General features: G+C 62.0%; 15 protein-coding genes. 5 read left to right on the forward strand and 10 right to left on the reverse strand.

All coding sequences use genetic code 11. From position 1 onward, the window contains the following. Positions 1-18 precede the first annotated feature (18 nt). From K307_RS47240 to K307_RS48830, 4 genes are all read left to right on the forward strand, one after another. Positions 19-252: a hypothetical protein gene (locus tag K307_RS47240; RefSeq protein WP_051974556.1), complete on the forward strand. Its 234-nt coding sequence runs from the start codon at positions 19-21 to the stop codon at positions 250-252. 182 nt (positions 253-434) lie between these two features. Next, positions 435-935: a hypothetical protein gene (locus tag K307_RS01235; protein ID WP_042875824.1), complete on the forward strand. Its 501-nt coding sequence runs from the start codon at positions 435-437 to the stop codon at positions 933-935. A gap of 271 nt (positions 936-1,206) precedes the next feature. After that, a complete protein-coding gene (locus K307_RS50220) occupies positions 1,207-1,338 on the forward strand; it encodes a hypothetical protein (protein WP_268989163.1) in 132 nt (43 codons plus the stop codon). Positions 1,339-1,362: 24 nt separating this feature from the next. Then, positions 1,363-1,632 (forward strand): hypothetical protein, encoded by a 270-nt coding sequence (locus K307_RS48830; protein ID WP_230625399.1) that lies wholly within the window; start codon positions 1,363-1,365, stop codon positions 1,630-1,632. A gap of 285 nt (positions 1,633-1,917) precedes the next feature. Here K307_RS48830 and K307_RS45110 read toward each other — a convergent pair whose 3' ends face one another. The 6 genes from K307_RS45110 to K307_RS01260 all read right to left on the reverse strand — a co-directional run bounded on the left by K307_RS45110 (position 1,918) and on the right by K307_RS01260 (position 6,817). After that, entirely contained in the window at positions 1,918-2,265 is a 348-nt protein-coding gene (locus K307_RS45110; RefSeq protein ID WP_080744814.1) for a YkgJ family cysteine cluster protein, read from the reverse strand. Between the two features lie 63 nt (positions 2,266-2,328). Next, the gene (locus K307_RS48420) at positions 2,329-2,496 is read right to left on the reverse strand and encodes a hypothetical protein (protein WP_196251505.1); all 168 of its coding nucleotides are present in this window, start codon (positions 2,494-2,496) and stop codon (positions 2,329-2,331) included. Further along, on the reverse strand, positions 2,493-4,367 hold the full coding sequence (rpoD, locus tag K307_RS01245) for an RNA polymerase sigma factor RpoD (RefSeq protein ID WP_230625401.1): 1,875 nt from the start codon (positions 4,365-4,367) through the stop codon (positions 2,493-2,495). The genes K307_RS48420 and rpoD overlap by 4 nt, the downstream gene beginning before the upstream one ends. Before the next feature lie 127 nt (positions 4,368-4,494). After that, complete coding sequence (locus K307_RS01250) at positions 4,495-5,664, reverse strand: DUF1275 domain-containing transporter (protein WP_042875826.1); 1,170 nt, start codon at positions 5,662-5,664, stop codon at positions 4,495-4,497. Positions 5,665-5,706: 42 nt separating this feature from the next. Then, a complete protein-coding gene (locus K307_RS01255; protein ID WP_042875828.1) occupies positions 5,707-6,531 on the reverse strand; it encodes a fused MFS/spermidine synthase in 825 nt (274 codons plus the stop codon). Between the two features lie 13 nt (positions 6,532-6,544). Continuing rightward, a complete protein-coding gene (locus K307_RS01260) occupies positions 6,545-6,817 on the reverse strand; it encodes an HPr family phosphocarrier protein (protein ID WP_051974557.1) in 273 nt (90 codons plus the stop codon). A 179-nt stretch (positions 6,818-6,996) separates the two neighbouring features. Here K307_RS01260 and K307_RS01265 point away from each other — a divergent pair, with 179 nt between their 5' ends. After that, complete coding sequence (locus tag K307_RS01265) at positions 6,997-7,200, forward strand: ribbon-helix-helix protein, CopG family (RefSeq protein WP_042875830.1); 204 nt, start codon at positions 6,997-6,999, stop codon at positions 7,198-7,200. Positions 7,201-7,487: 287 nt separating this feature from the next. Here K307_RS01265 and K307_RS01270 read toward each other — a convergent pair whose 3' ends face one another. From K307_RS01270 to K307_RS01285, 4 genes are read right to left on the reverse strand one after another with little or no spacing between them, the layout of a single operon-like run. Next, positions 7,488-8,018 (reverse strand): NADH-quinone oxidoreductase subunit B family protein, encoded by a 531-nt coding sequence (locus K307_RS01270; RefSeq protein ID WP_013959507.1) that lies wholly within the window; start codon positions 8,016-8,018, stop codon positions 7,488-7,490. Beyond that, positions 8,018-9,568, reverse strand: a complete 1,551-nt coding sequence (locus K307_RS01275) for an NADH-quinone oxidoreductase subunit C (RefSeq protein WP_042875834.1) — start codon at positions 9,566-9,568, stop codon at positions 8,018-8,020. The genes K307_RS01270 and K307_RS01275 overlap by 1 nt, the downstream gene beginning before the upstream one ends. Positions 9,569-9,572: 4 nt before the next feature. After that, positions 9,573-11,027 carry a hydrogenase 4 subunit F gene (locus tag K307_RS01280; RefSeq protein ID WP_042875835.1) on the reverse strand — a complete coding sequence of 485 codons (1,455 nt, stop codon included), beginning with the start codon at positions 11,025-11,027 and terminating at the stop codon, positions 9,573-9,575. 1 nt (position 11,028) lies between these two features. Next, a complete protein-coding gene (locus K307_RS01285; protein WP_042875836.1) occupies positions 11,029-11,688 on the reverse strand; it encodes a formate hydrogenlyase in 660 nt (219 codons plus the stop codon). Positions 11,689-11,696 lie beyond the last annotated feature (8 nt).

Here is an 11,696-nt window from a genome sequence, read left to right on the forward strand (position 1 = left end):
CAACGTGCCAATCCGGTCATGCCGACGCCGCGCTCGGAGGGGGCTGACGCCAAAGCCGCGCGCCACCGGACCGACGACGACCTGCCCGTGGATAGCCTGCAGACGCTGCTGCAGGACCTCGCCACGTTGACCTATAACGTCACCTCGACCTCGGTCAACCCACAGACCAAGATCGTCATCACGACCCGTCCCACGCCGTTGCAGCGCAAAGCCTTTGCGCTGCTCGGCATCGACCCCGGCTGTTCCCAGTAGCCAACCCCCTGCCGCTTGAAAATCTCTCGGCGCTTCAACAGGTTAGCTTGGTCTCCGAGTCAAACTTCGGTTTAGATAGGAGAAGGGACGGGTAAACGTTCGGTTGTCCTGACTTCGAATCAGTAGCCTTGAGACTGACCGACGTCGTCGACTGGGGTAGAAAGGCCAATAGGAGAGGCAAGATGAAGAAGGAACTCATAGGGGCAGCATTTTCCGCAATCATGCTTTGCGTAACTCCTGCGCTAGCTCAACAAAGTAAGCTTGCTGCCAAGAGTGCTCCAGCGAAACAGGAGCAACCCAACGTCGCCGAGTTCGACAAGCAAGCGGCGCAGATTCAGGAAAACATGCGGAAGATGCAGGAGCAAATGGACAAAATCCGCCAAACGCAGGACCCGCAAGAGCGCCAGAAATTACTTCAGGAACACTGGACGGCCATGCAGAGCACGATGGGCATGATGCACGGCATGTGGGGGCCTGGGATGATGGGCGGGCACATGATGGGCGGGCACATGAGGGGCGGCCCCATGATGGGGTGGGGACAGATGGGCGGCTACTATTCGAAGCTCACTCCTGAGCAGATGAAGCAGCGGCAGTACATGACGGACCAGTACATGGGCATGCAGCAGATGATGATGAACCACATGATGATGCACCAGAACTGGATGCAGCCGCGCCAACCTTGAGGACTGCCGCCGGCGATTACGCTTGCCTTTCTGCAAAGGACCGGCCGCCAGCATCTGGCCACTGACGCTTCGCTGAAGGTGCTGACCCATAGCAAGATCCCCGTGCTAGTCTACCGCTAAAGCGATGGCATCGAGACACGTCCGCCGTTTGCTCCAAGAAGACGGCATCTCGCTGAGCACCCATCCAATGGATGGTGCGCCACGGCTGGATGACGAGCCGATACGGGAAGCGGCCGCTTGCACCGAACGAGAAGGGCTAGGAGAAGCGACAATGGAACTGCTCGTGGAACAAGTGGAAGTCTGGGTGGCGAGCATTCCGGACAAGCCCGGCGGCCTGGCCGCGATCTTGACGACCCTGCGCGATGTGGGGGCCGACCTGCAATTCATCATTGCACGGCGCTGACCAGACAGGCCTGGCGAAGGCCTCGTGTTTGTCACACCGCTGCAGGGGGATCGGGAAATGGTGGCGGCGGCCGTGGCAGGATTCAATATCGCGCAGAAGCAGCACTGTGTTCGCGTCCTGGGCAGCAATCAGCCGGGGCTTGCCGTTGCAATGACCGAGGACCTAACCGAAGCGGGGATCAACCTCCGTGGCTTTTCAGCGGCGGTGATCGGTACGCAATTTGTCGCGTACGTGCCCGTCGACTCGCAGGCAGAGGCGGACCGGGCAGGGGACGTCCTCAACGCCGTTGTTTGAAGGAGCGCGTTCACACATGACGCGCTCGCGAGAGGTATCGAGAGGCGTCGCGTGCCCGGTTCGCGCGACGTGCACAACGCCTCGGATTCGCTTGGCGAACGCCCCGCGCGACAGACCAGATTGTCGCCTGCTCTCATTCAGCGCCTACTTGGTCTGGGGCCCGAGGCCCCAGATACCACCGGCATTGCCGGCAGCCAGCGTTGGCTCTGTTGCGCAATGCGCGCCTTACGATAGCGAATTGCCTGCGCCCCGTTGTTGCCTACCGCCTGTGGCCTCTTGCCTCAGTCAGACCAGCACGTGACGTGTCTCTAGAAAGAAGCGCTGAATCTGTTGTTCAATGTCCGGATCGATCATTTTGTCCGGCCGGTTTCCGTTCGGGCAGGCAAGCCTTGGGGTCGTTCCAAACAAGCGACAAATCAACGGGCGCTCCGAATACACGCTGCATCCCTTGGTATCAAGATGAGGGCAACTTAGGTTTGCCAGCGCAGTTTCGTGCTCGGCATCGCTCTTGACAGGAAGCCTCGACATTTCCTCCGTTGAGGTTGTCACAGGACCACAACAGTCATGACACCCGGGGGTGCACGCGAATGTGGGAATTCGTGAGCGAAGAAATCTGATCTTTTGACTATTCATTGGTGCAGGTATCAGGCAGTCGGTCAGGAGCGAGCCGAGGTAGCGAAAGGTTCGCGCACGAGTTCAACTACCGTTCCCCCGCGGTAGTCCGAGGAATTCCGACGCCTCTTGCATAGCGCTCTCGGCCAGCTCACGGGCTTCCTCGCCTCCGCCGGGCGTCATCCGGCCGACCAGTGCCGCGTAGAGCAAGTGGATCAGGTCCACGGCACGGTGATACTGGTCGTCGTTCATATCTTTCTCTCTACGAAGCCATCGAGCCGTGTCGTCAGCTCAGGTTTGCGCAACTTTCGCAATGCCTGGGATTCCAGTTGGCGGATGCGCTCGCGCGTCAGGCCGAACTGCGCGCCGATTTCATCCAGCGTGTAGTCGGTCTGCAGCCCTACGCCAAAGCGCATGCGCAAGATTTTTGCCTCGCGCGGGGTTAGCGTTGCCAGGACAGCTTCCATTTCCTGCTGGAGTGCCGCTTGGGTCGCCGCGTCCACTGGGGATATCGTGTCCTCGTCGGCCAAGGTGTCTCCCAGTAGCGCATCCCCGCTTTCCCCCAATGGCGTCTCCAGCGAGATCGGCTGCTTGACGAGATTCAGGATGGATTTGATCTGTTTCTCGCTCATCGCCAAACGGGCAGCCAACATGGACGGCGTTGGCATGGCGCCAGTTTCCCTGAAGATCTCGCGTGAATGCCGGTTGATCTTGCCCATGGCCTCCACAAGATGCATCGGTATACGAATGGAGGGCGCCTTATCGGCGATGGCACGTATGACCGCCTGCCGAACCCACCAGGTGGCGTAGGTTGAGAACTTGTAGCCGCGCCGGTAATCGAATTTGTCTACGGCGCGCATGAGTCCAATATTTCCCTCTTGGATGAGATCCGGCAACGGCAAGCCACGATTCTGGTATTTTTTGGCGATGGAGACCACCAGTCGGAGGTTGGCCCCGATCATCTCGGACCGGGCTTGCAGGGCTTTCGTCTTCGCCTTCGCGGCTCGTTTGGCGGTTTCCCTCAGATCCCCCAGCGGCATCGCGGCGCGGGCCTCCAGGGCACGCAACTGTTGCTGAAGCGCTCGCACTTCAGGCGTCCATCTGATCAGGTGAGCGCGGATGGCGGAGTTCTCGGCCGCGAGCGCTTTCATCCAGTCTAGATTTGCGGCTTGATCCCTGATTCCTTCTAGAAACACTTCGCGCGCGATGCCACATTTGTCGATCAGGATCTCGGCGATGTGGCACTCCGTTTGACGAACCTCCCCGATCAACGCTTCAAGGATCTGCGTGAGGATCGCAATGGTGGGCGGGCTAAAGCGGAATGCTCCAAGCTCAGATTGGAGGGTGGCCAGCACCCTGACATATTGGGTGTGGTCGGGTCTTGGGCAGCACGCGATGCTAGCAAGCGCATCGGCCTGACACCGGATCGCTGCAAACCTTCCAAAGGCAATGTCCCGCCAGCGCAGTGATTCGCTATCAGAAGACGTCGTCGGCACAGGATTGCCATCGTCGAACCCCGTGTCGTCATCCTCCAGTTCCGCTGCGGTCTGCACCTGCGCTTCTGGTTGCAGGCTACCGCCTGCCTCAGCTTGCGGCTCCACAATGTGGTCGACCAGATCATCAAATGCCATCTCATCGCAGGCAACCCGGTCGGCCATTGCCAGGAGTTCGGAAACCACGACTGGGCAAGCCACCATCGCCGCCATCATTTCCGCCAATGCGTCTTCGATACGCCGGGCGATGGCCACCTCCTCCTCGCGCGTCAGGAGAGCGATCGCGCCGATCTCTCGCAAGTACATCTGCGTGGGATCCGTCGTGCGAGTCAATCGACCGTCGCTCTGCGTGATGGCCGCGGCGGCTTCCTCTGCGACATCCTCCTCGTTTGCGGATGGTGCGGCATCCTGAGTCAGCCATGCCGGAGCTTCTGCTGGCGCTCGGTCGACGACTTCGATGCCGAGATCGGCCAACATCGCTAGCGTCCGGTCGATGGCACCTGATGTTTCGTCGCAATCCGGAAGCTGATCGCTCAGCTCACCACGCGTCAGGAAACCGCGCTCTTTGCCAAGGGCGATTAGCGCAAGCAGGCTTGTACGTAGGTTCTCGCTCATTTCATCCGCGCTCACGCGCGATCCCGCGTCTCGCTCCCGCGTGAGGCGTTCGCAAAGCGCATCATTTCTGCCCCCGGCGACAGCCAGACCCATGACTTCGCTGTGGGACTGGCCGATGGCTGCGCCTGATCGGGCCGTCGTTTCATCTGCTTCCCCGCCCGGGCAGATGTTGCACGAGCCAGATAATTGCCGACACCGCCGCAATGGCCCAGAGCGTCACGATCACCAGCGCCGCAACGTGGCTGACGGGGTGGCTGGCCGATGCTGCGGCTGCCGCGGCCGCCGCGCGATGCTCGCGCATCACCTCGACCGGAATCCATCGTATTGCCACCAACAAGCCGAGAGGCACCACCACCACGTCGTCCAGATAGCCGAGCAATGGAATGAAATCCGGAATCAGGTCAATGGGCGACAAGGCATAGGCGGCGACCAGCAAGGCCAGCGCTTTCGCATACCATGGCGTGCGAGGATCTTGCGCGGCCAGCCACACCGCATGCGCATCTTCCTTGACTGCGCGAGCCCAACGCCGCGAGCGTGCGGCCAAATGAGGCAAAAGGTCCCGGCGCCACAAGTGCAGACGCACATCGTCGAGCACAGGGACTGCCGCGAGGGCGAGCAGCAGGGTTGCCAGCACGAGCGTGGCGCTGAACCCGACGTGCTTGAACCCCAGGGCGCCAATGACGCCGCCGGCGAAGAACAATGCGACGAGCGTGATGAGTACCCGTAGTTTGTGTCGATTGGCGAGCACCGGTGGCTTGCTCGAGTCGGCTCTGGACAAATTCCAATAAAACAGCTTGCCCAGTTCTATGCCGATGTCCGTGACCATGCCGGTCACGTGCGTGGTGCGGATTTCGGCGTTCGACAGCTTGGTGATCATGGCATTTTGTAAGCCCATGATGAAACAGAGCACCATGACCGTTGCCGGCACGAACAGCCATTCGTGGCGCTCGAGATTGCTTCCAAGCAGGCCAAAACATACCAACAGCGCGGCTTCCAGCATGAGCGGCAATGCGTATTCGCTATGCAGGTGCTCGCGCCGACCCCAGTTAATCAGCACCGCTGAGCAGGCGGCGCCCGCCAGAAACGACAGCAGCGCCCCCAGGCCGTCCAGCATCAGCCAGAAACTGCCAAGCGCCAGGTTGTCGGCCATGGCGGACACAATCCCCGACATGTGCGAGGTGTACTGCTGCACGGCCAGGAAACCGCCCGCGTTAGTCGCTCCGGCCACAAAGGCCAGGTAGCAGGCCAGTTGCCAATTGCTGTCGGGACTGCGCACCTTCCCAGTCAGCTTACGCAAGTACAGGATGGGCATGGTTGTATTGGTGAGGAGGCCTGCACGCGGGGAAGGGGCTTTTCAATACCGGAGCCTTGCCAGCTTGGGCCAGGCGGCACGATCCGATGCAAGGCGCTCGCCGCGTTTCAGACGGCGAGCGGCTGCAGTCAGGTTCAGCGAATGCGCCGTTTCCAGGATGCGCGCCCGCGCCATTAGTGCTTCCAGAGCGGGCAGCTTGTGTGCCCCTTTCCAGGCGAACAGTGTGTAGTTGGCACTGTCTTCGGAAAGAGAAATCGACATTGATTTGCCGAACACGGCGCTGACTTCCTCCAGATAGAACGGGATATCGGGATCGCTTTCGAGAAAATTGGCGACCAGCACACCGGTATCGGCCAAGCGTGCATGACAGGCGGCATAGAAGTCTGCTGTGCCAAGCTGAACCGGCATGCCATCAGCCAGGAACCCGTCCACCAGGATCACGTCCGGTCGCGCATTCTGGTTCGCGACATATTCGGCGCCATCCGCGCAAACCACCTCGAGTCGTTCGTCGTCCGGCGGGATCTGGAACTGCTCGCGCAAGGCGATGACCGCCGGATTGATTTCAATTGCCACAACCTTGGTGTTGGGTAGATGCCGGTAGCAGTATTTGGCAAGTGAACCGCCACCCAAGCCGATCATCGAGATTCTGGTTGGAGTCGGGTGCAACAGCAGGAAACCCATCATCGTCCTGGTGTAACCCAGCACGAGCTTGTCGGGATCCTTGCGCGACATGAAGCTTTGGGTGGCCAGTGCGTCGAAATGCAGCGACAGGGCGTGCTGGGTTTCCAACACCTGGGGCGTACCGTCACTGGTTGCCTCGGCCAGAAATTTCAGATAGGCCTCGAACGAGGAGCGGTCCGCGTGCATCTGTCCGTTTCCATTAGAGAGACTTGGGGAGCGCATCCCCCCTCAACAAGGCCGCGATGGTAACGACAGCGGCGGCCTCGTCCACGCCGTCCGCCTGGATGCGTACATGCGTTCCCGCCCGTGCGGACAGCCGCATGACCTCCATCACGTTCTTGGCGCTTGCGACCCAGGGGCTGCAAATGAGCAGGATCTCGCACTCAAACTGATTAGCAGTGAACGCCAATCGCGCGGAATTCCGTCCCTGAAACCCGTTCTTGGCGGTCACCTCTATGGTCACTTCTACCACTGTGCCCTCATCAAAAAAAGTGAGTCTCAAGACTCATCTGTACTGGCGCCGTGTTGTGCGGCTTTAGACGCGTCTTCTCCTGCCCACACCTCCGGTCTCACGACGGTGCGAATACGTGGTGAGCATTGCAGTTGTATATTATGATAATCTAATTATTATACGATGACACTCCAGAACGCATGGAATCCAAGACCGCTCGCCTGACCGTATTGATCGACCCGGAGAAGAAGAAGGCCTTTGAGGCGCTCTGTGCCGCCCAAGACCAGACGCCATCCCAGATTGTTCGCCAGATGATTCGCGAGTATTTGCAGCAGTACGAAGTGGACTACGCCACCAAACCGACGATCGGCGCGCCTAGTTTGGCGGCGAAGGAACGTGGGTGATACGTAGCAGGAAGGCTAGCTGCTCCCGGCGCTCGCAGGCGGGTCCGGTTCACATGGCGACCAAGTGCTGTGAGCGGCACGCCCGTGCGTGACGGGCATTAGGCAATCGTGCCATTAGCTAGCCAGCCGTTCTCAAGGCCATAGTCGACGTGCCACTGTGGCACTGCAGGCGATGCTTCGCGGCGGCGCGCTCTTCTTAGGGCCTAGCAGTGTCGACGATTGGGGGCTGGCCCCAACTTGGCAAATTGCAGGGCATCGCATACAAGGCTCCCTGGCGAACAATACCGCTAGCGCCGTGCGGGATTGGTCTGCCGCTGCCGAATGGCGCTCAGAATCCCGCGCAGGATCTCTAATGGCGGCGGTGGACAGCCTGGCACGGTTACGTCTACGGGGATGACATTGGCGACACGACCGCAGCTTGCATAGCTCTCCCCAAAGATACCGCCGGTGCAGCCACAGTCGCCCACCGCCACTACCAGTTTCGGCTCCGGGGTTGCCGCGTAGGTGCGTCGCAGGGCCTCTTCCATGTGACGCGAGACGGGTCCGGTCACCAACAGCATGTCGGCATGGCGCGGGCTGGCGACGAACTTGATGCCGAGACCTTCAATGTTGTAGTAAGGATTGCCGAGTGCGTGGATCTCCAGCTCGCAGCCATTGCACGAGCCGGCGTCGACCTGCCGGATCGTCAGCGCCTGACCGAGAATGTCGAGCAGCTCCCGGTGAATGCGCTGGATAGAGGCGGGCTCGCCCGCCGCGGTGGGCGGCGCCGGCTCGGTGACAATGCCGGTGCGGGCAATCTGCTTGAGGATTTGCCACATCAGAGATCGTGCCCGGAGTAGCTGAGGTTGAAGGATTTGTTGATCAGCGGAAAGTCCGGCACGATGTTGCCGATGATGGCATGCTCCAGCACCGGCCAGTTCTGCCACGACGGGTCGTGGCAATGGCAGCGGAGAATGCTGCCGTCATCGGCAAGTTCGAGCGCGACGAGGACTTCGCCGCGCCAGCCCTCCACCCATCCCACCCCGATGGCGGCACCAGCGGGTACTTGCGGCACGATTCGCGTGGCGCCCTCCGGCAGACCTGCACAGATGGCACGGCTCAGTCGTAGAGACTCCAGCACCTCATCGAATCGCACCGCCACGCGGGCGGCGACATCCCCGCCGCGGTGCGTGGCCATTTTCACGGCGAGGCTATCGTAGGGCAGCCAAGTATGGTCGCAGCGCAGGTCCACGGCGCGGCCACTGGCACGTCCGGCGAGGCCGGTCAGCCCAAGCTGGGCGGCAAGCTGTGGCGTGACGCGGCCGGCCCCAACAAAGCGGTCCTGCAGGCCCGCGTGCTCGTCGTAGACCGCGCGCAGCACACGTACTTCCCGCTCGATGTGGTCGCACTGCTGACGCAGGCGCTCAAGCATGGCTGTCGTCAAGTCCTGTGCAATGCCGCCGGGCACCACAGCGTCCATCATCAGCCGGTGGCCGAAAGCCTCTCCGGCCAGCCGCTGCCAGTCTTCGCGCAAGCGCGAGAATTGCGCCAGGCCGAAGGCCAGCCCCGCATCATTGCCCAGGGCCCCCAGGTCACCCAGATGATTGGCCACCCGCTCACGCTCGAGCATCAGGGCGCGAAGCCAGTTTGCCCGCGGCGGAGGCGCGCAGCGCCAGGCTGACTCCAGCGCCATGCAATAGGCCCAGGCAAAAGCCACGGTGGAATCGCCCGAAACCCGGCCGGCCAGGCGGTAGCCCTCTAGCGGCGGCAGTTCGGTGAAACGCCGCTCAATGCCCTTGTGCGTGTAGCCCAGGTGTTCTTCCAGCCGCAGCACCTTCTCGCCGACCACGGAAAAGCGGAAGTGGCCGGGTTCGATGATGCCGGCATGCACCGGGCCGACCGCGATCTCGTGCACCCCATCGCCCTCTACACGCACGAAAGGATAGTCGGCAGGTAGTTTGCCGGCCGTGGCCGCACCCGCTTGCGCGCCGCTTTGCAGCGGCCGCGCCCCTGGCGGCCAGAGGCCGTGGTCCAGCCAGGGCCGGGCATCGCGGTTGCCCTGCACGGCGATACCTACCAGGTCGGTCATGGCACGCTGCATCCGGCCCGCGCATGGGAATATGCCGGCCAGATCCGGCACCGCGGGCGCGATACCATCAAGCGGCAGTTCGAGCCATATCAGTCCCCGCGGCGTGGCGTACGTCACGCATGCCGTCAACGTACCGCCGATGGTACTCCGGTCGACGCCCCACAGCGCAACGAGGCGCCCGGCAGCGTCCGCCACCGCACGGGCCGTGGCGGACCAGCCGTCTGGCCCGACCTGGCCGTGCCAGACTGGCAGCGGCGCGGGCAGCCGCTCCAGGTCGAGGCCGGGATCTGACGGTGTCATCGGGTCAGCTCCCCAGCATGGCGGCTGCCTGCCGGTACCAGGTGTTGAGATAGGGCGGGATATAAAGACCCAACATTAGCCCCAGGGCGAGATGCGTGAACACCGGGACCAGCGCTGGCGGATGCGCCAGCGGCTTGAGCGTGGTGTCGCCGAAGACCATCGGTTGCACCCGACTGAACACCGCGGCGAACGCCAACCCGAGTGCGAGCAGCAGGAAGGGCGTGGCCCACGGCTGCTCGCGCATGGCGGTCGTGACGATCAGGAACTCGCTGGCAAAGACCCCGAACGGCGGCATGCCCAGGATGGCGAGCACCCCTACCATCAGACCCCAGCCGACCGTGGGACTGACACGGATCAGCCCGCGGATGTCGTCCATGACTTGCGTGCCCGCCTTCTGCGCGGCGTGGCCGACTGCGAAGAAGATTGCAGACTTGACCAGCGAATGCACCGTCATGTGCAGCAGGCCGGCATAGCTGGCGATTGGCCCGCCCATGCCGAAGGCGAAGGTCATCATGCCCATGTGCTCGATGGACGAATACGCGAACATGCGCTTGATGTCGCGCTGCCGGATCAGGAAGAAGACAGCTGCGACCACCGATACCAGGCCGAACCCCATCATCAGGCGGCCGGTGAGATGGTTGCCCAGCGCCGCATCGGTCAGCACCTTGCAGCGCAGCACGGCATATAGCGCCACGTTGAGCAGCAGGCCAGAGAGCACGGCGGACACCGGGGTCGGCCCCTCCGCGTGGGCATCGGGCAGCCAGTTATGCAGCGGGACCAGGCCGACCTTGGTGCCATAGCCGATAAACAGGAAGGCGAACGCCAGCGTGATGATGTTGGGATCGAGCTGGCGCTTTACCGCGTCCAGGTTGGTCCACAGCAGCGCGCCACCCTCCGGGCCGATGACCTGCTCGGCGGCCATGTACAGCAGCACCGTGCCGAACAGTGCCTGGGCAATCCCCACCCCGCACAGGATGAAATACTTCCATGCCGCCTCCAGGCTAGCGGCGGTGCGGTAGACGCTGACCAGCAGCACGGTGGTCAGCGTGGCGGCCTCCATCGCAACCCAAACGATACCCATATTGTTGGTCGTCAGCGCCAGCAGCATGGTGAAGGTGAAGAGCTGGTACATGCTGTGGTACAGGCGCAGCCGCGGCGGCGTCATCTTTCCGTGATCGTGCTCCACCCGCATGTACGGCCGCGAGAAAATCGAGGTGGTCAGGCCCACGAACGCGGTGAGCGCAACCAGAAAAACGTTCAGCGGGTCGATGTAGAACTCACGGCCCCACGCCAGCATGGGGCCATTGGCGACGATTTGCGCCGTCAGCACGCAGGCGGCGAGGAATGTGCCCAGGCTGAAGGCGACATTGATGTCGCGTGCGCGCTCGCGATGTCCCGTCAGCGCCAGCACCAGCCCACCGGCGAGCGGAAATCCGAGCAGAAAGGCCAGCGCGGTCAACTCAATCCTCCTTCAGCTTCTCAAGGTGACGGATGTCCAGGCTGTCGAACTGCTCGCGGATCTGGAACATGAAGACGCCCAGGATCAGCACGCCGATCAGCACATCCAGCGCTATGCCCAGCTCGACCACCATCGGCATGCCATAGGTCGCGGCGGTGGCCGCAAAGAAGAGGCCGTTCTCCATCGCGAGGAAGCCGATGACCTGCGGCACCGCCTTGGAGCGCGTGATCATCATCAGGAAGGACAACAGCACGCAGGCCAGCGCGATGCCCAGCGTGCCGCTGGCGAGTTTCAGCGACAGCCGCGAGATCGGCATGGTGAGGTTGAAGGCGAAGATAACCACCAGGATGCCGATCAGCATGGTGGTGGGGATGTTGATCAGCGTCTCGACGTCCCAGCGTATCTGGAGACGATCGATAACGCGGTGCAGCAGATAGGGGATGAGCAACACCTTGAGTATCAGGGTCAGGCCGGCCGACAGATAAAGGTGCGGCTGGCCCGTCACGTAGCCGACGACGGCGGTGGCCAACGCCAGGGTCGCCCCCTGCAACGTGAACAAGTTGATCAGCGACAGGATTCGTCGCTGCGAGATCATGGCGAAGGCGAGGATCAGTAGCACCGCGCCAAGGAGGTTGACGAACTGGGTGAGGAGCGCAGTCATTGCCGTGT

The organism is Cupriavidus necator A5-1 (assembly GCF_000744095.1).
Taxonomy (GTDB): domain Bacteria; phylum Pseudomonadota; class Gammaproteobacteria; order Burkholderiales; family Burkholderiaceae; genus Cupriavidus; species Cupriavidus necator_A.

What these genes read in the sequence shown, in the direction of transcription:
- K307_RS01235 (WP_042875824.1), top strand. Translation starts at nt 435, where the DNA reads ATGAAGAAGGAACTCATAGGGGCAGCATTTTCCGCAATCATGCTTTGC.
- K307_RS50220 (WP_268989163.1), top strand. Translation starts at nt 1,207, where the DNA reads ATGGAACTGCTCGTGGAACAAGTGGAAGTCTGGGTGGCGAGCATTCCG.
- K307_RS01250 (WP_042875826.1), bottom strand. Translation starts at nt 5,664, where the DNA reads ATGCCCATCCTGTACTTGCGTAAGCTGACTGGGAAGGTGCGCAGTCCC.
- K307_RS01275 (WP_042875834.1), bottom strand. Translation starts at nt 9,568, where the DNA reads ATGACACCGTCAGATCCCGGCCTCGACCTGGAGCGGCTGCCCGCGCCG.
- K307_RS45110 (WP_080744814.1), bottom strand. Translation starts at nt 2,265, where the DNA reads ATGAATAGTCAAAAGATCAGATTTCTTCGCTCACGAATTCCCACATTC.
- K307_RS47240 (WP_051974556.1), top strand. Translation starts at nt 19, where the DNA reads ATGCCGACGCCGCGCTCGGAGGGGGCTGACGCCAAAGCCGCGCGCCAC.
- K307_RS48420 (WP_196251505.1), bottom strand. Translation starts at nt 2,496, where the DNA reads ATGAACGACGACCAGTATCACCGTGCCGTGGACCTGATCCACTTGCTC.
- K307_RS01265 (WP_042875830.1), top strand. Translation starts at nt 6,997, where the DNA reads ATGGAATCCAAGACCGCTCGCCTGACCGTATTGATCGACCCGGAGAAG.
- K307_RS01255 (WP_042875828.1), bottom strand. Translation starts at nt 6,531, where the DNA reads ATGCACGCGGACCGCTCCTCGTTCGAGGCCTATCTGAAATTTCTGGCC.
- K307_RS01270 (WP_013959507.1), bottom strand. Translation starts at nt 8,018, where the DNA reads ATGTGGCAAATCCTCAAGCAGATTGCCCGCACCGGCATTGTCACCGAG.
- K307_RS01285 (WP_042875836.1), bottom strand. Translation starts at nt 11,688, where the DNA reads ATGACTGCGCTCCTCACCCAGTTCGTCAACCTCCTTGGCGCGGTGCTA.